Origin of the sequence: Motilimonas thetidivivens, from assembly GCF_046452435.1 — a bacterium.
Taxonomy (GTDB): domain Bacteria; phylum Pseudomonadota; class Gammaproteobacteria; order Enterobacterales; family CBDFNC01; genus Motilimonas.
Map to the genome: position 1 here is coordinate 385,623 of NZ_JBKFDK010000001.1, position 24,612 is coordinate 410,234.

The 24,612-nt window shown below is 44.0% G+C and carries 24 protein-coding genes; 11 read left to right on the forward strand and 13 right to left on the reverse strand.

Annotated features, from left to right (window positions below; translation table 11 throughout):
• Position 1: 1 nt before the first annotated feature.
• From infC to ACK8OT_RS01975, 10 genes are all read left to right on the forward strand, one after another.
• The gene (gene infC / locus ACK8OT_RS01930) at positions 2-544 is read left to right on the forward strand and encodes a translation initiation factor IF-3 (protein WP_410194861.1); all 543 of its coding nucleotides are present in this window, start codon (positions 2-4) and stop codon (positions 542-544) included.
• Between the two features lie 98 nt (positions 545-642).
• Positions 643-840, forward strand: a complete 198-nt coding sequence (gene rpmI / locus ACK8OT_RS01935; protein ID WP_410194810.1) for a 50S ribosomal protein L35 — start codon at positions 643-645, stop codon at positions 838-840.
• A 14-nt stretch (positions 841-854) separates the two neighbouring features.
• Positions 855-1,214: a 50S ribosomal protein L20 gene (rplT, locus tag ACK8OT_RS01940; RefSeq protein WP_233070151.1), complete on the forward strand. Its 360-nt coding sequence runs from the start codon at positions 855-857 to the stop codon at positions 1,212-1,214.
• 252 nt (positions 1,215-1,466) lie between these two features.
• Positions 1,467-4,364, forward strand: coding sequence for an EAL domain-containing protein (locus ACK8OT_RS01945; RefSeq protein WP_410194811.1), 2,898 nt, complete (start codon positions 1,467-1,469; stop codon positions 4,362-4,364).
• Positions 4,365-4,570: 206 nt separating this feature from the next.
• Entirely contained in the window at positions 4,571-5,551 is a 981-nt protein-coding gene (gene pheS / locus ACK8OT_RS01950) for a phenylalanine--tRNA ligase subunit alpha (protein ID WP_410194812.1), read from the forward strand.
• Between the two features lie 14 nt (positions 5,552-5,565).
• Positions 5,566-7,953 (forward strand): phenylalanine--tRNA ligase subunit beta, encoded by a 2,388-nt coding sequence (pheT, locus tag ACK8OT_RS01955; protein WP_410194813.1) that lies wholly within the window; start codon positions 5,566-5,568, stop codon positions 7,951-7,953.
• Positions 7,954-7,956: 3 nt separating this feature from the next.
• Positions 7,957-8,253 carry an integration host factor subunit alpha gene (gene ihfA, locus ACK8OT_RS01960; protein WP_410194814.1) on the forward strand — a complete coding sequence of 99 codons (297 nt, stop codon included), beginning with the start codon at positions 7,957-7,959 and terminating at the stop codon, positions 8,251-8,253.
• A gap of 305 nt (positions 8,254-8,558) precedes the next feature.
• Positions 8,559-9,293: a Sir2 family NAD+-dependent deacetylase gene (cobB, locus tag ACK8OT_RS01965; protein ID WP_410194815.1), complete on the forward strand. Its 735-nt coding sequence runs from the start codon at positions 8,559-8,561 to the stop codon at positions 9,291-9,293.
• A 177-nt stretch (positions 9,294-9,470) separates the two neighbouring features.
• A complete protein-coding gene (locus tag ACK8OT_RS01970) occupies positions 9,471-10,277 on the forward strand; it encodes a DUF2189 domain-containing protein (RefSeq protein ID WP_410194816.1) in 807 nt (268 codons plus the stop codon).
• Positions 10,252-10,926: a DUF2987 domain-containing protein gene (locus ACK8OT_RS01975; protein WP_410194817.1), complete on the forward strand. Its 675-nt coding sequence runs from the start codon at positions 10,252-10,254 to the stop codon at positions 10,924-10,926. The genes ACK8OT_RS01970 and ACK8OT_RS01975 overlap by 26 nt, the downstream gene beginning before the upstream one ends.
• Before the next feature lie 55 nt (positions 10,927-10,981).
• Here the strand turns inward: ACK8OT_RS01975 and ttcA are convergent, their stop codons facing one another.
• The 11 genes from ttcA to ccoN all read right to left on the reverse strand — a co-directional run bounded on the left by ttcA (position 10,982) and on the right by ccoN (position 21,109).
• Positions 10,982-11,896, reverse strand: coding sequence for a tRNA 2-thiocytidine(32) synthetase TtcA (ttcA, locus tag ACK8OT_RS01980; protein ID WP_410194818.1), 915 nt, complete (start codon positions 11,894-11,896; stop codon positions 10,982-10,984).
• Positions 11,897-11,998: 102 nt separating this feature from the next.
• Positions 11,999-12,931, reverse strand: a complete 933-nt coding sequence (gene uspE / locus ACK8OT_RS01985) for a universal stress protein UspE (protein ID WP_410194819.1) — start codon at positions 12,929-12,931, stop codon at positions 11,999-12,001.
• A gap of 126 nt (positions 12,932-13,057) precedes the next feature.
• Complete coding sequence (fnr, locus tag ACK8OT_RS01990) at positions 13,058-13,807, reverse strand: fumarate/nitrate reduction transcriptional regulator Fnr (protein ID WP_410194820.1); 750 nt, start codon at positions 13,805-13,807, stop codon at positions 13,058-13,060.
• 207 nt (positions 13,808-14,014) lie between these two features.
• Complete coding sequence (locus ACK8OT_RS01995) at positions 14,015-14,695, reverse strand: sulfite exporter TauE/SafE family protein (RefSeq protein ID WP_410194821.1); 681 nt, start codon at positions 14,693-14,695, stop codon at positions 14,015-14,017.
• Entirely contained in the window at positions 14,692-14,901 is a 210-nt protein-coding gene (gene ccoS, locus ACK8OT_RS02000; protein WP_410194822.1) for a cbb3-type cytochrome oxidase assembly protein CcoS, read from the reverse strand. The genes ACK8OT_RS01995 and ccoS overlap by 4 nt, the downstream gene beginning before the upstream one ends.
• Positions 14,898-17,291: a heavy metal translocating P-type ATPase gene (locus ACK8OT_RS02005; protein WP_410194823.1), complete on the reverse strand. Its 2,394-nt coding sequence runs from the start codon at positions 17,289-17,291 to the stop codon at positions 14,898-14,900. Before ACK8OT_RS02005 ends, ccoS begins: the two co-directional genes overlap by 4 nt.
• On the reverse strand, positions 17,278-17,760 hold the full coding sequence (locus tag ACK8OT_RS02010; RefSeq protein ID WP_410194824.1) for a FixH family protein: 483 nt from the start codon (positions 17,758-17,760) through the stop codon (positions 17,278-17,280). The genes ACK8OT_RS02005 and ACK8OT_RS02010 overlap by 14 nt, the downstream gene beginning before the upstream one ends.
• Before the next feature lie 92 nt (positions 17,761-17,852).
• Positions 17,853-18,824 carry a cytochrome-c oxidase, cbb3-type subunit III gene (ccoP, locus tag ACK8OT_RS02015; RefSeq protein ID WP_410194825.1) on the reverse strand — a complete coding sequence of 324 codons (972 nt, stop codon included), beginning with the start codon at positions 18,822-18,824 and terminating at the stop codon, positions 17,853-17,855.
• Entirely contained in the window at positions 18,824-19,015 is a 192-nt protein-coding gene (locus tag ACK8OT_RS02020) for a cbb3-type cytochrome oxidase subunit 3 (RefSeq protein ID WP_410194826.1), read from the reverse strand. The genes ccoP and ACK8OT_RS02020 overlap by 1 nt, the downstream gene beginning before the upstream one ends.
• Positions 19,016-19,029: 14 nt before the next feature.
• On the reverse strand, positions 19,030-19,668 hold the full coding sequence (gene ccoO / locus ACK8OT_RS02025) for a cytochrome-c oxidase, cbb3-type subunit II (protein WP_410194827.1): 639 nt from the start codon (positions 19,666-19,668) through the stop codon (positions 19,030-19,032).
• A gap of 13 nt (positions 19,669-19,681) precedes the next feature.
• Positions 19,682-21,109: a cytochrome-c oxidase, cbb3-type subunit I gene (gene ccoN / locus ACK8OT_RS02030; RefSeq protein ID WP_410194828.1), complete on the reverse strand. Its 1,428-nt coding sequence runs from the start codon at positions 21,107-21,109 to the stop codon at positions 19,682-19,684.
• A gap of 286 nt (positions 21,110-21,395) precedes the next feature.
• Here ccoN and ACK8OT_RS02035 point away from each other — a divergent pair, with 286 nt between their 5' ends.
• The gene (locus ACK8OT_RS02035; protein WP_410194829.1) at positions 21,396-21,881 is read left to right on the forward strand and encodes a hypothetical protein; all 486 of its coding nucleotides are present in this window, start codon (positions 21,396-21,398) and stop codon (positions 21,879-21,881) included.
• A 32-nt stretch (positions 21,882-21,913) separates the two neighbouring features.
• Here the strand turns inward: ACK8OT_RS02035 and ACK8OT_RS02040 are convergent, their stop codons facing one another.
• Together ACK8OT_RS02040 and ACK8OT_RS02045 are read right to left on the reverse strand one after the other, a co-directional pair.
• A complete protein-coding gene (locus tag ACK8OT_RS02040) occupies positions 21,914-22,912 on the reverse strand; it encodes an NAD-dependent epimerase/dehydratase family protein (RefSeq protein WP_410194830.1) in 999 nt (332 codons plus the stop codon).
• A gap of 16 nt (positions 22,913-22,928) precedes the next feature.
• Positions 22,929-24,590, reverse strand: a complete 1,662-nt coding sequence (locus ACK8OT_RS02045; RefSeq protein ID WP_410194831.1) for a fatty acid CoA ligase family protein — start codon at positions 24,588-24,590, stop codon at positions 22,929-22,931.
• Between the last annotated feature and the right edge of the window lie 22 nt (positions 24,591-24,612).

Below are 24,612 nucleotides of genomic sequence, written 5' to 3' on the forward strand. Positions count from 1 at the left end.
TATAAAAGGTGGAAGAAGGCCCCAACAGTCGGGCAACAAGAATCGTATTAATGACGAGATCACAGGTCTAACAGAAGTTCGTTTGGCTAACGTTGATGGCGAGCCCATCGGAATTGTCTCATTAGCTGAAGCTATGGCTCAAGCTGCTGAGCAGCAACTTGACCTGGTAGAAATCAGCCCAAATGCTGAGCCACCTGTTTGTCGTCTTATGGACTACGGCAAGTTCCTTTACGAAAAAAGCAAATCCGCTAAAGATCAGCGGAAGAAGCAGAAACAGATCCAAGTGAAGGAAATAAAATTCCGTCCTGGAACTGATATAGGCGACTATCAGGTAAAACTGCGCAACCTGACTCGCTTCTTAGAAGAGGGCAACAAGGCCAAAATAACGCTACGTTTTCGTGGCCGTGAAATGGCACACCAAGACCTTGGCGCTGAACTACTAAACCGCATCAAAACGGATTTAGAAGAGATCAGCGTTGTGGAGTCTTTCCCTAAGTTGGAAGGTCGCCAAATGGTCATGGTACTTGGCCCTAAAAAGCGATAATAAAGGCTCAACAAGTAATTGATTGAGCTTGCCTCGGCAAGCTCATTTTAATTCGCCTCTATTATTTTTTATATTCATTGAACAATGCGGAGTTCGCAATGCCAAAAATGAAAACTAACAAAGGTGCTGCAAAGCGCTTTAAGAAAACGGCTTCTGGCGGTTTCAAATGTAAACAGTCTCACCTACGTCACATTCTGACGAAGAAGAGCACCAAGCGTAAACGTCACTTACGTGCTAAGAGCATGGTTGCAGCATCTGATGTTGCACAAGTACGTCGCATGTTGCCATTCGCATAAGGGGAGATTGAGAAATGCCAAGAGTAAAACGTGGTGTCGTAGCTCGCGCTCGTCACAAAAAAGTTCTAAAGCAAGCTAAAGGTTATTACGGTGCTCGTTCACGTGTTTATCGCGTAGCGGTTCAAGCGGTAACTAAAGCTGGTCAATACGCATACCGTGACCGTCGTCAACGTAAGCGTCAGTTCCGTCAACTATGGATTGCGCGTATCAACGCTGCATCTCGTCAAAACGGTCTGTCTTACAGCCGCTTTATCGACGGTCTGAAAAAAGCATCTGTTGAAATCGATCGTAAGATCCTTGCAGACATCGCAGTTTTCGACAAAAACACATTTGCTGTTCTAGTTGAAACAGCAAAAGGTGCATTAGCTAAATAAGGCTAATGGCAATGAAAAAGGAGGCTTAGCCTCCTTTTTTTTGGTCTGACATTTGTTGATACTTTTGTTCAAAGGCAAAATTAATCAGTCATTTTTGTCATAGGTATGACGATTGATTCAATGAATATGCAAAATTTATGTATATTCATCACATTTTTGTTCAAGGCATGGCATAATTCGGCTTTATGGATTTGTGTGTCAATAGCGATTTACACATCATCAGTACATTCACAAGGAATAGGTGTCCTCTAAATGAGATGGTTGTTGTTTTTTATTTGCTGGATCTCTTGTCAAGCATTGGCTCAATCAAACAATCATAATGTTACCCCTGCCTTCAAACAATTTGCCATTGGTGAGCATGTATCGTATTTACCTGATTCGAGCGATCGCATCGATATCAAAGATCTATTATTAGGTGAGTATGAAGACCAATGGTTAGAAAGCGAACAAGACGTACTTAGCTTTGGCTTAGTGTCACATCCATATTGGTTTAAATTTAGTTTAAGCAATCACACCATTACCGACATTTCGACTTTGCTTGAAGTGGGTTATTCCTTAATCAATGTACTGGATATCTATATTGTTGAGAATAACTTACTCGCGTATCAATATGATTTGGGTACGAGTCGACCATACGCTAATAAGCCTTTTCCTAGTCGCGCATTTAGTGTTCCTTTAGACATACCTGCGGGACGTAACATCACTGTATATATAAAGGCCGAAAATAATGGCTTTTTACAGCTGCCAATCACGCTATGGGAGTTGAAGTGGTATTTTAGTGAACAGCTAAACAGCAAGTTGTTCACGGGCATGTTAACAGGCATATTTTTACTTATGTCCTGCTATAGCTTGTTCTTGTTTATCATGCTGAAAGAGTCTCGGTTTTTCTTTTACAGTGCCTTTTGTTTGTGCTTTGTCAGCACTATGTGGATCTTAAAAGGTTACGCCAGCATCTTCTTCTTTACCAGCTTGAATAAATGGCATGACAACTTACTGATCATGTCGGTGGGCACCCTCTGTTTGGTATTGAGTTTACTTGGTGAAGGACTCAAACACTTTAAGCGCAACCGGATCATCGACCTGCTGAATAAAAGTTTGCTTGGTGCTTGCTTGGCCTTGATTATTTCTCCCTTGGTGATTGATTTTCAGTTTGCCTTGTATTTTTTGGCTGTTGTCGTGGCATTTATGTCCCTTAGCTCATTCATTGAAGCTGTATATTATTGGTTCAGAGGTAATAATCTCGCGCGGTTATTTGCTACATCATGGCTGCTGTTCATTATGGGCATGGGAATGCTACTTCTGAATCGTTTTGCGGTGATCCCACGCAACGATTTTACCGAGCATTTTGTCGCGAATTCGGCTTTTCTGGGCCTGATTTTTCTTGCCTTGGCTTTAGCCCACCGTACTTCTCAGGAAAAACAGCAGAAAAAAGATGCACAGGCACAAGCCGACATCAGCAATGCGCGTTACTTTGATATTTTTCAAAATGCACCGGAAGGGTTATTTACCAGTACCTTATCGGGTGAGGTTTTATCTGCTAATGCGGCCTTATGTGCCAGTTTCGGCTACAAAGATTTTGATGATCTGAAAGCGAACTATGGCGGCAACATGAGCCGCTTTTACCATCAAGAAAACAGTCGAGATAATCTAATTGCGGAAATGCTTGAAATGGGCTTTGTTAACAACGTTGAAATCAAGGTTGTCCGCGCCGATGGTAGTATTTTCTGGGCATTGTTAAACCTGCGTTTATCTCATTTCTACCACAATGATGACCGAATTATTGATGGTTCGATTGTTGATATTAGCCAACGTAAAAAACAAGAATTGAAATTAAGGTACATGGCGCAGCATGACCAGCTAACGGGTTTGTATAACCGTCGCAAGTTTGAAGAGTGCGTGACCCAGGTAATCAACAGCGAAACCCCAAGTTTAGGTAAAAACATCATGTTTTACTTGGATTTAGACCAGTTTAAGGTGGTCAATGATACCTGTGGACACAGTGTTGGAGACAAACTATTACAAGGCTTAACCCGGCTATTGGTGGCTGAAATCCCCAAAGATCAAGTATTGGCCCGTTTGGGGGGCGATGAGTTTGGTGTCATGCTTACCAACGCGTTCGTCAATGATGCGATTGAGTTGGCTGAGCGTTTACGCAAAGTTGTACAAGAGTACCGATTTGTCTGGGGTGACCAAGTCTTCACCTTGGGGATTAGTATCGGCATCGTGGCGATTGAAAATAACATGAAATCGTTTGCCGAAGTGCTGAGTTTAGCTGATACCGCTTGTTATACAGCGAAAGAGCAAGGCCGTAACCGCATTTATTTCTATACCGAAACCAACAGTGTGGTTAGTCGTTATCAAAAAGAAATGGGCTGGGTCTCTAAGCTCAATGATGCCTTAGAGCACGATTTGTTTGAGCTTGCCTATCAAAGCATTAAGCCGTTAACGGCTGAAAGTAAGGGCGAACATTTTGAGGTTTTAATACGTTTTAGAGACGAAGTCGGTGAGTTGATTGCGCCAAATGAATTTTTACCGGCGGCAGAGACCTATAATTTAATTTCATCAATTGATAAGTGGGTAGTGGAGCACTTCTTTATTTGGTTAAACCAAAATCCTGAAATTTATAAAGGGATAAGTAAAGCCAGTATTAACCTTTGCGGCCAGTCGATGGCTGACAGAGACGTTAAAGCGCATCTTTTGTCATGCTTTGAAAAATATCACATTGCCCCGAGTAAAATTTGCTTTGAATTAACCGAAGGCCAAGCTATTCGAGATATCGAGCGCACCATTTCCTTTATGGAAACCTTTAGGGCTTTGGGCTGTAGTTTCGCTCTTGATGATTTTGGTGTTGGATTTTGTTCGTACTCCTACTTAAAGCGTCTCCCCATCGATTATCTCAAAATTGATGGCTCTTTCGTGCGAGACATTTTAGTGGATGAAACCGATTTTGCCATGGTGCGTTCATTTTCGGAGCTTGCCAAAGCGGTCGGTGTAGAAACAATCGCGGAATATGTTGAAAGCGAAGAGATTGAAAACAAGCTCAAGCAAATTGGTATTGATTATGTACAAGGCTATAGTGTTGCTAAGCCTTGTTTATTATCGGATAAAAACCTAGTAAGTACTCATCTTAAGCTGAATGTGCCGCAATAAAGTCAGCTAACAGACTATATTATTTTGCGGTGATGGCTTATTAAATTAGCCGCTTGTCGGTTGCAAGATGGATCTTGAGTGTAGGATCCATGAATAGGATGCTAAAAACCGATATCAAACGGCATCAGACCCTAGCTATATCAAGCAGTTTTAAGTAGTATTTGCCCTTTTATAATCCATAACAAGCTTAGGGTGACGAGGGACAAATGCAACACCTTGATGAACTGATAGCAACCGCAACCAAAGCGATTGAAACCGTAAATGATGCCGCAGAGCTTGAGCAAATACGCGTCGAGTATTTAGGTAAAAAGGGCATTATGACCGAGCAAATGAAATTGCTTGGCTCATTGCCAAATGATCAAAAGCCCGCTGCTGGTCAAGCGATTAACCATGCCAAACAAGCAATCCAACAAGCACTAAGTCAACGCAAAAATAGCATTGAACTAGCCGCGCTGAATGCAAAATTAGCAGCAGAGAAAATCGATGTTAGCCTACCAGGGCGCACCCAGCTGCCTGGAAACATTCATCCAGTTACCCGTACCATAGATCGCATTTGTGAGTTTTTTGGTGAGTTAGGCTTTGAGGTTAAAACAGGTCCCGAAGTTGAAGATGACTATCATAACTTTGATGCCCTAAATATTCCTGCGCATCACCCAGCGCGTGCCGATCACGATACCTTTTACTTTAACCCTAAGCTAGTGTTGCGCACTCAAACTTCGGGCGTGCAAATCCGCACCATGGAAGTAGAAAAACCGCCGATCCGTATTATCTCTCCTGGGCGGGTTTATCGTAATGACTACGACCAAACGCACACGCCAATGTTTCATCAAGTTGAAGGTCTGCTTGTTGCAGAAAATACCAGCTTCGCTGAGTTAAAGGGCATCTTGCATGACTTCCTTCGTAACTTCTTCGAAGAAGACTTACAAGTAAGATTTAGACCGTCTTATTTTCCATTTACCGAGCCTTCAGCAGAGGTTGATGTACTGGGCAAAAATGGCTGGTTGGAAATTTTAGGCTGCGGCATGGTACATCCAAATGTACTTAAATCTGTCGGCATCGATCCTGAAGTGTATTCAGGTTTTGCCTTTGGTATCGGGGTAGAGCGTTTAACTATGTTGCGCTACGGCGTGAACGATTTACGTTCATTCTTCGAAAACGACCTTCGCTTTTTAAAACAGTTTAAGTAAATAAAAGGACTATCATGAAATTCAGTGAATCCTGGCTAAGAGAATGGGTTAACCCTGCTATCGATACGGCTACGTTAGCCGAGCAAATTACCATGGCGGGCCTAGAAGTTGATGACGTTATCCCAGTTGCCAAAGAATTTAGCAATGTCGTAGTTGGCCACGTCGTTGAGTGTGGCAGACATCCTGAAGCTGACAAATTACAAGTAACAAAAGTTGATGTTGGCGAAGAAGAGCTATTAGATATCGTTTGTGGTGCAGCTAACTGTCGCCAAGGCTTAAAAGTTGCAGTGGCAAAAGTCGGTGCTGTGTTACCGGGTGATTTTAAAATTAAAAAAGCCAAGTTACGCGGCCAGCCTTCTCACGGTATGCTTTGCTCACTTTCTGAGCTGGGGATGGCGGAATCGGCAGACGGTATCATTGAGCTGCCAACCGATGCTCCAGTAGGCCAATGTGTTCGTGAATATTTAAGCCTAGATGATGTTACGATTGATGTAGACTTGACGCCTAACCGCGCCGACTGTCTAGGTATCAAAGGCTTAGCGCGTGAAGTAGGGGTGTTAAACCATCTTGATGTGACCGAGCCACAATGGCAAGACGTCACCCCAAGTATTGATGATAGCAAAGCGATTGTACTGAGTGCACCGCAAGCATGTCCTCGCTACTTAGGTCGTGTAATTAAAGGCATTAATCTCGACGCAGAAACGCCATTATGGATGGTTGAAAAATTGCGTCGTTGTGGCGTGCGTAGTATCGATCCTGTGGTTGATATCACTAACTATGTTCTACTTGAACTTGGCCATCCAATGCATGCTTTTGATCTGGCGAAGATTCAAGGTGACATTGATGTACGTCTAGCGAAAGCCGATGAAAAGCTAACTTTACTTGATGGTAATGAAGTCACTTTATCAACCGACACACTAGTGATTGCAGACCAGCAAAAAGCGCTGGCGATGGCGGGTATTTTTGGTGGCCTAAATTCGGGTGTAACCAATGAAACGCAAGATATCTTTTTAGAAAGTGCATTTTTTGCACCTCTTGCGATCACAGGTCGTGCACGTCAATACGGTTTACATACGGATGCTTCTCATCGTTATGAGCGCGGTGTGGATCCTGAGCTTCAAGCGCGTGCTATGTCACGAGCGAGTGCTCTGATTGTTGAGATTTGTGGTGGCGAAGCTGGCCCTGTGGTTGAAGCCGTTAGTGCTGAGAACTTACCAAAGCCAGCTGAAATTTCATTACGCCGTGCAAAGCTAGACAAGATCATTGGTATTCATATTGATGACAACACGGTAGAAGAAATTTTAGCCCGTCTTGGTTTTACGGCAGAAAAACAAGGCGCGGATTGGTCTGTCAGCACACCGACATACCGTTTTGATATGGCCATTGAAGAAGATTTAATTGAAGAAGTGGCTCGCGTTTTTGGTTACAACAATATCCCAAATACGGCTCCTGTTGGCGCGTTAGCCATGGCTGATCATCAAGAATCACGCCTGCCATTAGCCCGTTTACGCGATACTTTGGTAGATTTAGGCTATCAGGAAGCGATTACTTATAGTTTTGTTGACCCGAGTCGCCAAAGCTTGTTATTCCCTGATGCTGATGCGCTTATTTTACCTAACCCTATCTCAACTGAAATGTCAGCGATGCGTGTAAGCTTGTGGACGGGTTTGATTGATGCGGTTGCTTATAACCAAAGTCGTCAGCAGTCTCGCGTACGTTTGTTTGAGTCTGGTTTACGTTTCATCAAAGACGAAACGGCAGAGAATGGTGTGCGTCAAGAGCCGATGATCGCGGGTATCATCACAGGTAAAGCCCATGAAGAGCATTGGGACTTGCCTTCACGAGCAGCCGATTTCTTTGACTTAAAAGGCGATGTTGAAGCGCTACTCAGTCATACCGTAGATCTTGCCAACTTTAGCTTTGAGCAAACTGAGCACAGTGCCTTGCACCCAGGTCAAGCAGCGGTGATCAAATACCATGGCGAGGTCGTCGGCTATATAGGCGCAATCCACCCACAATTTGAGAAAAAATGCGGCTTAAATGGTAGAACCCTGGTTTTTGAACTAGAGTTAGATAAAGTTGTTAATCGTCAACTACCTGCAGCTAATGCTATCTCAAAGTTCCCAGCGAACAGCCGAGATATCGCTTTAGTGGTCGATGAGTCAGTGGAATCGGGTAAAATTATAAAATTTATCCAAAAAATTGGCGGGAATCAGTTAGTTGGCGTAAACTTGTTCGATGTATACCAGGGTAAAGGTATCGACGAAGGGTTTAAGAGCCTAGCCATTAATTTGGTACTTCAAGATACCATGCGTACTCTGGAAGAAAAAGAGATAGCCGATGCGGTTGATAAAATAGTCGCAGGGGTTAAATCAGAGTTTAACGCTTCCTTGAGGGATTGATCTATGGCGCTAACAAAAGCCGAGATTGCAGAGCGTCTGTTTACAGACGTAGGTTTAAGTAAACGCGGTTCAAAGGATATGGTTGAATCATTCTTTGAAGAAATCCGTAAGTCACTTGAATCTGGCGAACAGGTAAAAATTTCAGGTTTTGGGAATTTTGATCTGCGTGATAAAAATGAAAGGCCGGGTCGTAACCCTAAAACGGGTGAAGATATTCCAATTTCTGCACGTCGCGTAGTCACGTTCAGACCTGGTCAGAAGTTAAAATCTCGGGTTGAAGAGAGCCAATCAAATAAATAATTGCAAAGCCGCCCACTGGGCGGCTTTGTCTTTATTGTGGCTCGGCTGAGATTACTGTAATTGCATTACCTATCAATCCATTAGGTAATTAGCCATGTCACGGCGCATTAGCTTTATATGCATAGCCTATATGCATCGGCTATATGCGAACCCGCTGAAGTTGCCTTTGTAAACTCACGGCTGACTTGTGAGAATACTGGCTTTTTTAATTACCTACCTCACACTACGACCATAGTGTGATGTTATTTTTTTTGCGTTGTTGCTAGTTTGTTATCAAATCAATAATAAAATCAGGGTTAAAACCCATGCAACAAGAGAGCAAACCAACTTACAAGCACATAGTGATCCTGACAGGGGCGGGTATTTCTGCTGAATCAGGCATACGTACTTTTCGCGACGCGGATGGCTTATGGGAAAATCATGATATCAATGATGTCGCAACCCCAGAAGGCTTTAAACGTAACCCTGAGCTAGTAAACAGCTTTTATAATCAACGACGTGCACAGCTACAACAGCCCTATATTCAGCCCAATGCAGCCCATAATGCGCTTGCCAAACTCAGTCAAGAATTTAACGGTGAGCTAATTATAGTGACCCAAAATATTGATGATTTGCATGAGCGAGCCGGTGCCCAGAATGTCATTCATATGCACGGTGAGTTACTTAAAGCGCGCTGCCCTCATACTAATCAAACATTGGAATGGAAAGGAGATATCACAGCACAAGATCTCTGTAATTGTTGTCAGTTTCCCGAGCCACTTCGCCCCCACGTGGTTTGGTTTGGTGAAATGCCTCTGTATTTAGATCGTATTTATAGCCATTTATCACAGGCCGATTTATTTATATCAATAGGAACTTCAGGAAGCGTTTACCCTGCTGCCGGATTTGTTCATGAGGCAGCGAGCCACGGCGCTCATACAATCGAGATAAACCTTGAGCCAAGTGAGATTAGCAATCAATTTGCAGAAGTGAGGCAAGGCTCGGCAGGATTATTAGTGCCGGAGCTGATCGAGCAACTCCTGTCGCCCATCAAGGCATAATTTTTACGACTTTAGCGCTGAAATAAAGAAGTGACTCGATTGGAGGTCCTAAATTTCATCCGATTGCGTGGTCAGCAAATTAATTCACTAAATAACGCTATATTGGGTGTAAATGTCTTTCACATCTAGGGACGAACCTCTTAAAATGCACACTCATGCAAATAAAGTGGTTTGGTAATGAACGAGCAAGAACAAAAAACTCAGTTACAGATTGGTGGCAACCTCAAGCAGTCCCTAGAGCAAGGTTTTAGGCTTGATCTCGCCAATATTTTCTCTGAAGCATTTAAAATCACCCTAAAAAACCTCGCTACCTTAATGCTGGCGTGTTTAGCTTCGTTAGGGTTTATGATGTTGGTAGCGAGCGTATTGGTACATGGTGGCGAGCTATTAGGCTACATCAAAGAGGTGGTTGATGAACAAGGTAACCCTGTCATCATCACCAAGGAAATGATAGCGATAGGTTTAATGATGTCGGTATTTGTCATTCCTTCCATCATAGCTGGCTTTATCATGATGAGTTTAAATCATGTGGTTGGTTTGAAGACTAAACCATTAATGGTTTTTAACTTCTTCAAATTTTTTGGTCCGCTTGCTATCGCTTTTGCAGTGCCAAACCTACTTTCAATGGCATTTATGAATTTGGGCTTAGGTGTGTTTGCTTATTTGCCGACTATCTATATTAGCGCCATTTTTTCACTCGTTATCCCGTTGATGCTAGAGCGAAAAATGACCGTTTTCCAAGCGATACCTATGTCTATTCGCGTGGTACATAAAGGGCTAATTTCCCTATTTATTATTCATGCTCTGATTAACTTATTTATGCTATTCGGTATGGTCACTGTGGTCGGTTTAGCATTTGTCATCCCATTTGTTTTCACCTTGCAAGCGGTAATTTACCGAGAAGTCTGTGGCATCAGACTCAGTGTTGAAATCAATGGCGACGGCTCAAATCAAGACAATGATAAAGGTGAGTTCAGTGCATAAATTATTATTTTTATTAATTTTATTATATGCTCCTTGGGCAAGTGCCATTGAGACAAAATTTTCCTATAGTGATTTTTATAAACGATTAGCGGTAGTAAAAAAGGAAGGTTTGACTAGGGTGACACCAGCATTTTATTTGTTGGATCAAAATGCTCAGCAGCCATGTCAACTCGCTAAGGCTGTGCTGGAAACAGCAAACCGCCAAGTCGCAATCACACAAACCCCCTCGGGTGAACTTCTTGTACCTTACGATGTAAAGCTAAAACAAGAAAAGGCGGAACTCGTGTTAGTGTTTGCACATGAACAAACAGATTGCGCTATGTCGTTACAAACCAAGCTGTTGGTGCCAATTAGTGGTATTCAAGATGTCGATGGTTTGAGTAAAATCGCCGATGAATTAGAAAAGCTGATGTTAGGTCAAGCTGGCTTTTGGGGTAAGTTATTTTTACCTGACTTTAATGGTATTAGTCTCACCTTGGCTGGTGATTTCGCAACTGATCAACAGGCTGTTTTCAGTATTGCTAATACCGACTTTGCAGTAGAGCAGGGACATGTTTACTTATCAAAGCAATGGTTAGCGGAGCATCAAGGTAAAGCGGTGCAACTGGCTGATTCGGTAATCGATATAAAGCCTTGGTTGGTGCAATAATTCACTTTTTGACTGATGGCACTTGCCATCAGTCATGTTAGCTTAAGCTTAAAAATCAAGTGAGCTCTATAATTTGCAGCTCTGGCTCATCAGCCATTTGTTGCCCAGATGAAGTGGACGGAAAGTCTGGTTTGTCAAAGGCAATGTCTCCGCCATCAATCACACCGCTGTGTTGATCCACTGATTTAAAATCAAATAGTTCATGATCCATCAAATGTGAAGGCACAACATTTTGGATGCTGCGGAACATGCTTTCAATTCGGCCTGGATAGCGTTTTTCCCAACCTTGCAGCATTTCTTTGATCATTTTGCGTTGTAAGTTTTCTTGGCTGCCACACAGGTTACAAGGAATGATCGGGAATTCTTTTATCTGGGCGTATTTCTCCAGATCAGCTTCCTTACAATAAGCAAGAGGGCGAATAACCACGTGTTTACCATCATCACTGACTAGTTTAGGTGGCATAGACTTTAGTTTTCCGCCATGAAACATATTTAGCAATAAGGTCTCGAGAATATCATCACGATGGTGGCCTAAAGCAATTTTTGTTGCGCCAAGACGTGTCGCCGTTGAATACAAAATACCACGGCGCAGACGAGAGCATAGTGAACAGGTTGTTTTTCCTGCTGGGATCTTGTCCATCACTATGGAGTAGGTATCTTCTTCGACAATTTCAAAGTCCACGCCAATTTGGGTTAAGTATTGGGGTAAAACATGCTCGGGGAAGCCAGGCTGTTTTTGGTCAAGGTTAACCGCAACAATATCAAACTGGATAGGTGCATGGGCTTTCAAGTGCATCAGAATATCAAGTAGGGCATAACTGTCTTTACCGCCACTTAAGCAAACCATTACCTTGTCGCCTTCTTCAATCATATTAAAGTCGGCAATGGCTTTACCTGTTTCACGACGTAAACGTTTATGCAATTTATTCTGGTTGTATTGTGCTTTGGCCTCAGCCGTCGGTGTACCCATAGTTCTATCCACAGCAAAAAAAGTCTGCGTATTATAGCGTCAAGAATGTTCCAAGCAAGTAAGGCGGTGGGAGTGCGGCCAATTGCTTGGCCGCAATAATGCTTATTGTTGTAAGGGAGAAATGTAATCTATCGGTTTCAATGCAAGTAGGTCGCAATCCAGACTGTCAATCAAATGCTCGGCGGTATTGCCGATGAGTGCAGCGCTGATACCGGTTCGACCAACCGTACCAAGCACAACCAGCTCTGCATCAAGCTCTTTTGCGACTTGTGGTATTACGTCTTCCGCTAAGCCTTCAACCACGTGCTGCCGCTCTGCTGGAATCCCATGCTTGTTGCCATGTTCGGTAAGCATATCGACATGGCGTTTTTGTACTGCATCACTGTATTCAATAGGGTTAAAGTCGGGAAGCTCTAAGGCAATATTCACTGGTGTACTGGGGAAGGCATTGATCAAACTGACATTAGCATTGATCATTTTAGCCATGTCGAGGGCTTCATGGGTGATCTTATCGTTTAACGCCATGTGTTCATCATCTTCGGCTGTCGCATGAATAGCAGCCAAAATAGTGCCGTTTTCAGGCCAATCATGATTTTTAACCAACAACAATGGCTCCGGACATTTACGTAATAAATGCCAATCGGTGGGAGTGAAAATAACGGATTGAAGCTTAGGATGATGATGGGTGCCTTTGACGACGAGATCATGGCCAAAGTCTAAGGTTTCTTGAATAATGCTCTCAAATGGACGGTTATGCCAGAGCACTTTGGTATCAATAAACAAACCTTGGCTTCGATATGGGGCAGCCAGCTCTTCAAGCCATGCCGTCTGTTGTTGTATCACGCTGGCGCGCATTGCTTCACGCTCTTCAAGCGAAAGCATGGTGGTCATTTCAAAAGAAAAGTCATAGACAGAAAGAAACAGCTTTAATTTGGCATGCTCTTCGCGTTGACATATGTAGGCGGCGCGAGAAAGGGCCGTTTGTTCTTCTTTGGTAGGATCAATGACGACTAAGATGTTGCGATATTTAACCATACACCCCTCCGGGTTACTGATAATATTCCACGTTCCTAGTCTTAATTTAGCTCAAAATGATGTGATATTGCGCGATGGTGATCAATTATTTTATTTTTCAATTGATTAATTCCACCGCGCTGGTAGTTATTCGGCTTTAGTCGCGCCAGCAACTTCAGCTAATTGTTGATGATCGATAATGGTAATGTATTTACCTTTAACGGCGATCATTTCACTTTTTTGGAACCGACCGAGTAAACGACTGATGGTTTCTACGGTAAGGCCTAAGTAGTTACCGATATCGCCTCGAGTCATCGACAAACGAAACTCACGAGGTGAGAATCCACGTTCAGAGAAGCGTTGTGACAGGCTATAAATAAAGGCGCCTAAACGTTCTTCCGCATTTTTCTTAGACAATAATAAAATCATTTCTTGGTCGCCAACGATCTCATTACTCATCATGCGCATGATTTGCTGACGCAGCTTAGGCATCTTGCCCGATAAATCATCCAAGGTATCGTATGGGATTTCACAAATCATCGAGGTTTCGAGGGCCTGCGCGAAACTTGGATGACGGCCGGTGTTGATGGCATCAAAACCAACAAGATCGCCAGCTAGATGAAAACCGGTAATTTGTTCGTCGCCCTGTTCGGTAATGGTATAGGACTTAACGGTACCAGAACGAATGGCATACAATGCTCGCATATCTTCGCCAGCTTTATACAGCTCTTCACCCTTTTGAATTGGCTTTTTTCGCTCTATGATGTTGTCGAGCTGATCAAGCTCAGTTTCATTAAGGCTAACAGGAATACAAAGTTGGCTGATACTGCAATCTTGACAGTGTATTTCACAGCCACCTGACTGGATGCGTCTGGTATTTTTATTCTCGGACTTCATACTTACCCGAAATCTCCACTTGATATATATCAATATTGTAACATTTATTGCCTGAGTTTAAATAGCAGAATAACCGCAGAAGGTGAATTGAAAGCCAAAAAGTGATAACGCCTTAAAAATGCGAAAATAAACTTGCTTTAGCAATGAAATTAAGTCGAGTCAGAGTGAGAAAGGCTAGTTATATGTCTATTAAAAATAGATTTATAATTAATAAATCAGTTGTTTAATTGCGATGTAGCCAGTGTGAATGGCATAGAGTGCCAATAATGCACTGCCGCTATATCTAAACCAGTTAGATTGGATGACTCGCCCAATTGAATGGCTGAGTAAACCAATGGTGGCCATGGCGGGCAGGGTGCCTAAGGCAAATCCAGCCATGATTAACCCCCCATTTACGGCACTGCCGCTCACTGCAGCCCAAGAAAGGCTTGAATAGACCAAACCACACGGTAGCCAGCCCCATACCATGCCAAGAGGTAAAGCATAAAACGGATGCTTGAGGGGTAAAAAAAACTGCGCGATGGGCTGGATCCTGCGCCAAATATGTTGACCCGCTTTTTCGATGCTTTGCAAACCCAACCACAGGCGACTGATATATAGGGCTAATAGCAACATCATGATAGCGGCCAGCAAGCGAAGTAAGATGAGTGCTTGTTTTACATCAAATAGCTGACTGAGTGCCGCTGCTCCCCCTGCAATCAAAGCTCCAGCGAAAACATAGCTCAAGCAACGTCCTAGATTATAGAGCAGCAAGGTTAGCCACTGTTGAGACTTGCCGGCCTTGGGGTCGACAGAGAAGGTCATGGCACTGGCAACGCCACCGCACATACCTAAGCAATGACCTGCGCCTAGTAGACCAATGAAGAAAGCAGCATAGAAATCCGTCATTTGGGCGTATTAGGCTTATCGCAATGAACTTCTGATGCTGAGTTGGCTTGATTGCGAGCCTGCGAGTCATCTTCATCAAACAATATGTTAACGCCTTCGCGATCTAAATCTTCAAATTGATCGGAGCGTACTGCCCAAAAAAACAGACCAATCGCTATGGCTACAAACAAGATAGCGATAGGTATTAGCATGAAAATTATGCTCATTTCTTTAACAACCTCAATGAGTTGGTTACTACCACAACCGAGCTTAATGACATCCCCAGTGCGGCCATATAGGGAGGCACATGACCGGTGGCAGCCAAGGGTAGAATAAACAAATTATAACCCAAGGAAATGGCTAAGTTTTGCCTAATTACATCGCGTGTCTGTCTAGCAAGATGACGCGCCTTCGCCAATTTGCGTAACGAATCACCAATCAAAATCACGTCGGCTGAGTTCTTTGCCACATCGGTGCCGCTGCCGATGGCGACCGACACATGAGCTTGAGATAAAACGGGTGCATCGTTAATACCGTCACCGACCATTAAGGTAATACTACCTTCATGCTGGAATTGTTGCACCGCTTCGCGCTTTTGCTCAGGTGTAACGCCAGAAATTACGGTTTTGATGCCTAATTGGTCAGCAACGATTTGCGCTTGAGCCGAGCCATCCCCGGTCAACATTGCGGTATTAACCCCTTGTTGTTTAAAGTGGCTAAATGTTGCTTTGGCATCTTCCCGTAGTTCATCGGTGAGTTCAAACGCAGCCACCAATTCGTCATTGATAGTCATGACAATCAAGAGTAAGCGCGATTCAACTGGCACAGAAACGCCGCAATAGTCAGGATTACCTAACCGTACAGTTTGCCCTTGGAATTGGCCATATAAGCCTTCTCCAGGAACATTAGTGACCTGATCGACCTTAATATTTGCTTGCTTGTAGGGCGCAAATGCGCGGCTAATGGGATGTTCAGAGTGTTGCTCTAATGCGGCTGCCAGTGCGAGGGACTGAGCTTTATTTTGTGCTGAAAAAACATGAGTATTAGCGACCGAAAATTTGCCCTGAGTTAAGGTTCCTGTTTTATCAAACACAAACAAGTTGGCTTTCGCCAAGGTTTCCAAAACGTGGTTTTTTCGGATTAAAATCCCTAGTTTATTGAGTGTTGCCGTGGAGCAGGTCAGCGCCGTTGGGGTCGCTAAACTCAGAGCACAGGGGCAGGTTGCTACCAATACCGATAAGGTGACCCAAAATGCATGCTCGGGCGCAACATAAAGCCAAGCGGTGTAAGTAATGGCCGAAAAAATGAGTAGCGCACCGACAAAATAACGCGAGACATGATCTGCTACAACCTGAATTCGGGGTTTTTCGGCTTGAGCCAGATCTTGCATTCGGATGATATCGGCAATTAAGGTCGCTTGACCCGTCTGTTTGACGATCATCGTAATTGGGCTTTCAAGATTGATTGTTCCGGCGTAAACAGGCTCATCCAAAGCTTTAATAACGGGCATATGCTCGCCTGTTAACATCGACTCTTCAATGGAGGATTTACCATTGACGATAATGCCATCGGCTGGGATGGTTTCACCTGGTTTTACTAGCACGAGTTGTTCTTCGCGCAGTAGTTTAGCCGGTATATGCTCAACCGAATCGCCTACTTTTAGCCAAGCCATTTTGGGCATTAATTTTGCTAAATTGTTGCCGCTCTCGGATGCTTTACGCCTTGCTCTTAACTCGAGCATGCGTCCGATAAGCAAAAAGAAAGTGAACATGGAGATGGATTCAAAAAAGACTTCACCGGTACCCGTGATGGTGGCATAGGTAGATGCAATATAAGCGCCTAATAAAGCAATGGAGACTGGGATGTCCATGCCCAAGGTGCGGTTTCGAATGTTGCGAAGGGCGTTAAAATAAAAAGGCTGTGCGCTGTAAAGCAATACAGGCGTTGCCAAAATCATACTTACCCAGCGGAAATATTGACGAAACTCCTCTTCCATACCGGTGAAGAGATCCGCATACAAGGCGACTGCAAACATCATTACTTGCATGGTGGCAATACCTGCCAGCCCCACACGTTTCATGTAACTGCGTACTTGTTCGCGATATTGTTTTTCTTGCTCGTCAGCTTGAAAGGGAAGGGCGCGATAGCCCACTTGAGCAATGGCCTTTAAAATATCACTGAGTTTTATTTGCTCGGGATCCCAGCGAATAATTGCACGGTGCAAGGTGGTATTCACATTGATAAACGCCAGTCCAGGCAACACCCGCAATTGACGTTCAATCAACCAAGCGCAAGCTGCACAGGTGATGCCATCAATGGACACCATAACCTCTTGCAGCGATTTATTGTGCTGTACAAAATCATTTTGAATTTCTTCGAGATCATACAAATTAAGGGAATTTAGCTCAGCGGGCACCAGTCCTTCAACTTTTTGTGCAGGCTCGGTACGGTGGGTGTAATAAGAGGCTAACCCGCTATCAATAATGGTTTGTGCCACGGCTTCACAGCCGGGGCAACACATACGTTTGTTTTCACCATTAAAGGTAATAGAAAATTGGCTATTGGGCGGGATGGGCTCGCCACAATGAAAGCAGCCAGAAAAACTATTGTTTGCCATCGAGTATCACCTGCGTGATAGGGAAGGTTACATTTTCTTGTACGCGCCAACTGGCATCAAAAGGCTCAACTCTAACTGCCCATTTTCCTTCGATCTGGCTTGGGAAAGTAAATCGATAGTTCCCAGAAGCATCAGCCGAGAGCATGGTTGTAAAGTCGCGGCCAGATAAGGTGGCATGGTAAAAACTGATTTTAAGGGCTTTATTTGCCGGAACATCACCACTTGCAATGGCGACGGTGCCGTTATCACCATCCATATTTAATGAGACGGTAATGCCTAAATTAAGGGCATTATTTAATTTTGATAGGTCGGCATTTATGGCCTTACCTGTCTTGTAATAATCTTCGGCAACGAGGTCGACTTTATTGTCATGAGCAATCATAACGGTGCTGATACCAGCAATCACAGCCGCCATAGGTAAGAGGATAATGAGCCAAACCGAGCTTTGTTGATACCATTTATTTTTCACTGCATTACTCCTTAATGTGAACCTGCGAATTGTAACAAAAAGGCAAAAAAAAACCCCGAAAATTCGGGGTTTTGAGTAAGAATTAATATTTATTATTGTGGGTTAGACAGCGAGTAAACATAAGCTGCGATAATATGAACTTTATCTTCACCCAAAATGTCTTTCCAAGCAGGCATCACACCGTTACGACCGTGAAGTAAGGTATCTTCAACCGCTTTACGTGATCCACCGTATAACCAAATGTTATCAGTTAGGTTAGGTGCGCCAAGTGCTTGCATACCCGTACCATCGGCGCCATGACAGCCCATACAGGTACCAAACATTTCTTTACCTTTTTGCGCTTCTACCGCGTTTACTTTACGGCCGCTTAAGCTAAGTACATAAGAAACGATGTTTTGCAGACCTTCGCCTTCAAGTTGCTCAGGTGTTAATAAACCACCCACTGGCATCATACCTTTACGACCTTCCATTAAGGTAGTCTTGATGATGTCGCCAGTGCCGCCATATAACCAATCGTTATCGGTTAGGTTAGGGAAGCCAGTTGAGCCTTTGGCGTCTGAGCCATGACACTGAGCACAGTTTTGTAAGAACAGACGTTGACCTACTTTTACAGCTTCTGGGTTTTGCGCTACTTGCTCAACGGCAATGTACTGGCCTTGCTCATTATGGGTCAGTGCTTTAAACACTTCACCATAAAGCTCATTTGCCTTGTTCACTTCACGTTGATACTGCGAGTTTGATGTGGCAGCACGTTCAATCGAATCTTGTTTAGAAACGATATCTTGATCTGCACTGGTCCAGCCCAGCAGGCCGTTACCAAAACCACCAAAAGCAGGGAAGAGTAAAACGTAAATTACACATCCAACGATGGTAAATACAAATAATCCCACCCACCATTTAGGTAAGCCTGTGTTCAATTCTTCGATGCCGTCAAAGGAGTGTCCCATGGACTTACCTTCTTCAACACCCATTTTATCTTTTGCACACCAGTACAAAAGAACAGCACAACCTATGATGACCACTAGGGTGATCACGGTTATCCAAATACTCCAAAAAGTACTCATTATAAATTCGCTCCTGCGTTTTTATTGTCGGCACTTGGCTTACTTGCAATGGCTTCATCATCGGCAAAAACCAGATTGGCGGCTTTATCGAAAGACGATTTATTTTTACTACTGTAAGCCCAGGCGATGATGCCAATAAAGATTACAATTAAAAATCCGGTATATAAGCCACTGAATGTTCCGTAATCCATATTAACCACCCCAATTATTTAAGTGCATGACCAAGAGACTGAAGGTATGCAATTAATGCATCCATTTCTGTCTTACCTTTAACCGCATCAGATGCGCCAGCAATGTCCTCAGCTGAGTACAGTGGGATAGCATTGCCTTGCTCGTCAGTATGCCAACTACCTTTGGTTAGCATATTAAACGTTTCCATCTTCTTCGCTGTTAGCTCGCCACTGAGTTCATTCTCTTCAAGCCATGGGAAACCAGGCATATTCGATTCAGGAACCACAGAACGAGGATCGATTAAGTGCGCACGGTGCCATTCATCAGAATAACGCTCGCCTACACGTGCTAGATCAGGACCGGTACGTTTCGAACCCCAAAGGAATGGGTGCTCCCAAACGTGCTCACCTGCCACACTGTAGTGACCGTAACGCTCCGTTTCACTACGGAAAGGACGGATCATCTGGCTATGACATACACTACAACCTTCACGGATGTAAATGTCACGACCTTCAAGCTCAAGAGCAGAGTAAGGGCGTAAACCATCGATAGGCTGAGTCGTTTCTTTTTGGAATAACAGCGGCGTGATTTCCGCAAGGCCACCAAAACTGATTGCAATCACAATCAAGATAGCCATTAAACCAATGTTCTTTTCGACTAATTCATGTTTCATTCTAGGCTACTCCTTAAGCTGCTTGCGGTTCTGGCTGCAAAGAGCCTTTTGGTGCAACAATCGTTTTGTAAGCGTTGTAAGCCATGATTAGCATACCGCTTAGGAAGATTGCGCCGCCTAAGAAACGAACAAAGTAGAATGGGTAAGACGCTTGTAGTGATTCTACAAAGCTGTAAGTCAATGTACCGTCAGCGTTTACTGCGCGCCACATCAGACCTTGCATAACACCTGAAATCCACATTGCAACAATGTAAAGAACCGTACCGACCGTTGCTAACCAGAAATGCACGTTCACTAACTTAGTGCTGTACATGTTGCCTTGGCCAAATAAGTTCGGGATCAGATGGTAAACCGCACCAATAGACACCATGGCAACCCAACCGAGTGCACCTGAGTGTACGTGGCCGATAGTCCAGTCGGTGTAGTGTGATAATGCGTTAACCGTCTTAATTGCCATCATTGGGCCTTCAAAGGTAGACATACCATAGAAAGACAACGAAACAATCAAGAAACGTAAAATTGGGTCATAGCGAAGTTTATGCCAAGCACCTGATAACGTCATGATACCGTTGATCATACCACCCCAAGATGGAGCGAATAAGATAAGTGACATGATCATACCTAGGGATTGAGCCCAGTCAGGTAGCGCAGTGTAATGTAGGTGGTGAGGACCCGCCCAAATGTACACAGAAACCAGTGCCCAGAAGTGAACAATCGATAAACGGTATGAATAAACAGGGCGCCCCGCTTGTTTAGGAACGAAGTAATACATCATACCTAAGAAACCAGCGGTCAGTAGGAAACCTACCGCATTATGGCCATACCACCATTGCACCATAGCGTCTACTGCGCCTGAGTAGGCAGAGTAAGACTTCATCATAGACACAGGCACTGCTGCACTGTTTACTATGTGGAGTACCGCAACGGTAATGATGAACGCACCAAAGAACCAGTTAGCAACGTAAATATGCGATGTCTTACGCTTAACAATCGTGCCAAAGAACACGATAGCGTAAATCACCCAAATTACGGCAATCAAAATATCGATTGGCCATTCTAGCTCGGCGTATTCCTTACTTGTGGTGTAACCCAAAGGTAAAGTAATGGCTGCCAATAAGATCACCAACTGCCAACCCCAAAACACAACTTGTGCTAGCGGGCCACCAAACAATCTTGCTTGACAGGTACGTTGTACCACGTAAAAGGAAGTTGCCATCAAAGCACAGACACCGAAAGCAAAAATAACGGCGTTAGTGTGAAGAGGGCGTAAACGGCTATAAGTTAGCCAAGGGGTCTCGAAGTTTAATGCTGGCCAAATTAATTGGGCTGCAATTAACACACCGAGACTCATGCCAACTATACCCCAGATGATAGTCATCACGGTAAATTGGCGTACAACTGTATAGTTGTAGTCAGGTTGATTTTCTATATGGCTTGTCATTTTATTATGCTTCCGCTGCTGTCCATTGTTACCACGTAAATTAGCGTTATTCACGAAACAATTAGCAAATATGTGTCGAATTACAAAACTGGCTAACCCTACTTAGTTAAGCAAGGAGTTTTGTAAACACAATATTCGATGCGAATTCTACTGCAGAAAACGTTACAATGACAGCCGCAGTGCAGCTAAATTGTTAATGGCGAACAAATTTGTTAACTAAATCTGCTAACAAAAACAGCAATTGATTAAAACCTACACAAAATAGGGTTAATAGGAATTATTTGACATGAAGTTAGAGTTAAAACGCATCATCCAAATCTTAGTGGTTTTATCTGTGTTAATTGCGGCTTTTGTCTATCGAACCTTAACACCAAATTTAACGCCATCGGTTACCCAGACGGGCCAAGCTACGCAAGCGCAATCATCTAACTTGTGTGATTTTAGTCAAGGCTGTACAGCTCAAGTGTTTGCTACTGAGATACAGATTAAAGCGCCCGCGCAGACCAAGATCATTGCCGAAACCCCCATTGAACTTGAACTGGCGCTCGCTCCGGGCATGCAAATAAGTAAAGCCTATTTAAAGGGCAAGGACATGTTTATGGGCACCATACCGGTTATCTTTAATCAGCAAAAGCAAGCCGACCAATATCAAGGCGAGTTGCTTCTAGGTGCTTGTATAACCGAAAAAATGATTTGGCAGCTGACACTAGAGCTGACACAAAATGAACAAACGGGCAGCGCCGTGTTCGATTTTGAAATGCGTAATCACTAAGCATTTTTATACGATTGGCGTTTGCCGTGAGATCAGACTTCTTGCGCTGCTAAATACTCGGTGAGTAATGTCATCCCTTGTGCCATGCTGATTTGCGGCTGGTAATTAAAATCCCTTTTAGCGGCGCTAATATCAAACCAATGAGCCGTCGCTAATTGTTTGGCGACAAAGCGAGTCATGGCTGGCTCTTGGCGCAGGCGCAGCGCGCCATATATACACTCCAAGCTAGCACCAACAGCATAAGCTAATTGGCTGCTAACTCTTTTTTTCACTGGCGGCAAGCCCGCAGCGTGAAGAATGTCATTTAGCATCTTAGCCATGGTAACAGGCTGATCATTAGTGATAAAGTAAGCCTTACCAGCGCAGCGAGCTCCCTGAGTGAGTTCAATCGCTGCTTGATAATGGGCGAGTGCGGCATTGTCAACATAGACGGTGTCGACTAATTTATCTTGGTGGCCAACTAAGGCTAAGCGTTTGGCTTTTGCCTTGCTGATCACGCGCGGGATCAAATGCGGATCGGCTGGCCCCCAAATCAAATGTGGGCGTAAGCTTGTGGTATATAAAGTGGCCGAATTCGCTGCCAAGACCATTTTTTCAGCCGCAATTTTGGTGGCTGTATAGTGGTTTAGAGGTTTACAACTGTAGGGAGCGGACTCATCTACGCCGTCTTCATCTTTACCCGAAAAAATAACACTTGGGGTGCTGGTATAAATCAGTCTTGAAATGGCTAATTTTTCACAGACCTCGATAACATGTTTTGTGCCTGTGATGTTTGAGGCAATGTAATCGGCTTCGTCACCCCAAACACCCGCTTTAGACGCAACGTGAAAAACCGTGTCACAGCCAATCGCAGCGTCTTCAACGGCGGCGTAATCGGTTAAGTCTCCTTTGAAGATGGTTACACCCAGTTGACTAAGCTGGTCATTATCACGGCGGATCAATGCGTGAACGCTAATTCCTCTTGATATTAGCAACTTCACCAATGCTAAGCCAAGAAAACCACCTGCGCCGGTTACTAACACTTTTTTCATTAATCAACCTATTTTATTAGCCTAGTTTAGCCTGTGCCCAGACCGTCAATTTCTCGCGAAATATTTTTGCGTTGTGGCGTACATCGACCGGAAACTTAGGGTGAACTAAAAACCCTTCCACTTCGCTAGTGTGCTTATATTGCTCGCCTAATTGTTTCAATTGCATGAATAATTCATCTTGGTTCACTTGTGCAGCTGGATTTAACTCAACACAAAGATAAGCCTTTCTTATGCCAGCCACTTTAACTGTTACTAGGGCAGTACGATTGACATCCGGATGAAGATTAAAGATGCGCTCGCAACTTAAGGTATAAAGCTCGGTATTTTGCAAGGTAACGCGATGGCTTTTACGACCACACATCCACAGTCGTCCAGCATCATCTAGGTAACCAACATCGCCCATGCGATGATAAAAACCGCCTTTACCATCGGCTATTTTGGCTAACGCAGTGGCGCCAACGCGTTGATAGTATGACTCAGATACCACGGGACCTTGGACGCATATTTCACCAATTTGGCCGGTTGCCAATGGTTGCGCTTGGCTCATGGTTTGGATCACTTCGTCGGTAATGGCAATAATCCGAACTTTTAAATCGCCGACAAGATACCCCACGCAAATACCGCCACCTTGATCTGTGATCACCTGCGTATCTCGTAACAGCTCATGACTGCCTATTTTACTGACGGGCAATGATTCCGTCGCGCCATAAGAAGTCCACACTTGTGTTGAGTCATTAAGCAAGGTTTCAAAGCGTGCAATCGAGGCTGGCGTCGCCGGTGCGCCTGCTGAAATGACCCGCTTTAAACTCGTCAAACGCACATTTTGTTTTTGTCCGGCCTGACCTAACACTTCCATTAATGCCGGGTTGGCAAACAGATTGCTACAGTGATAACGCTCAATGGCGGCAAAAATATAATTTGGGTTTGCTTTAATCGGCTGGCTCGCATCCATATCAGGGATAATGGATGCCATGCCAAGGGCAGGGCCAAATAAAGCGAATAATGGAAAAGTAGCCAGATCGCGCTCGCCGGGACTAATGCCATAATCTTGTCGTAATGCGTCAATTTGCGCATTAAACATACAATGGCTATAAACAACGCCTTTTGGAATGCCGGTACTGCCGCTGGTAAATAAGATAGCTGCCATTTGTTTCGAGGCGGCAACAGCCGCGGGGAAGCAAGATGTGGCACTAACTTTGGCCTTTAACCTAGCGAGTTTTGCACAAAAACCCAATTGACCAACGGTAATATTGATGCGGATTGATGCGCGTCCCCAACCAAATAACAGTCTTGCAATATGCGCCTTATCAATACCAATAAATACATCGGGTGCAGCCTCAGCAAAACATTGTTTAAGGTTTTTTATTCCCATTCCCGGATCCACAAAAACCGGGATCGCGCCAAGGCGAAACAAGGCAAAGGTAAGGGCAAAAAAATCCACACTGGGGGTAACCATTAACACAACTTTATCACCGCTTTGCACCCCGTGTTGATGAAGTGCCCAAGCACACAAGTCAGCTTCTGCTTCAAGTTGAGCAAAATTTAACTCAGTGTAATGCGCTACCTTACCAAACAGTGAATGCTGTTGGATCGCAATGGCCAGCTTATCAGGATGTTGATTGGCCATGGTGGTGAGATGATTAGCAATATTAACTGCATTATTGCTTGCTTGAGTCATAATGTTACCGCGCTGAGTCACG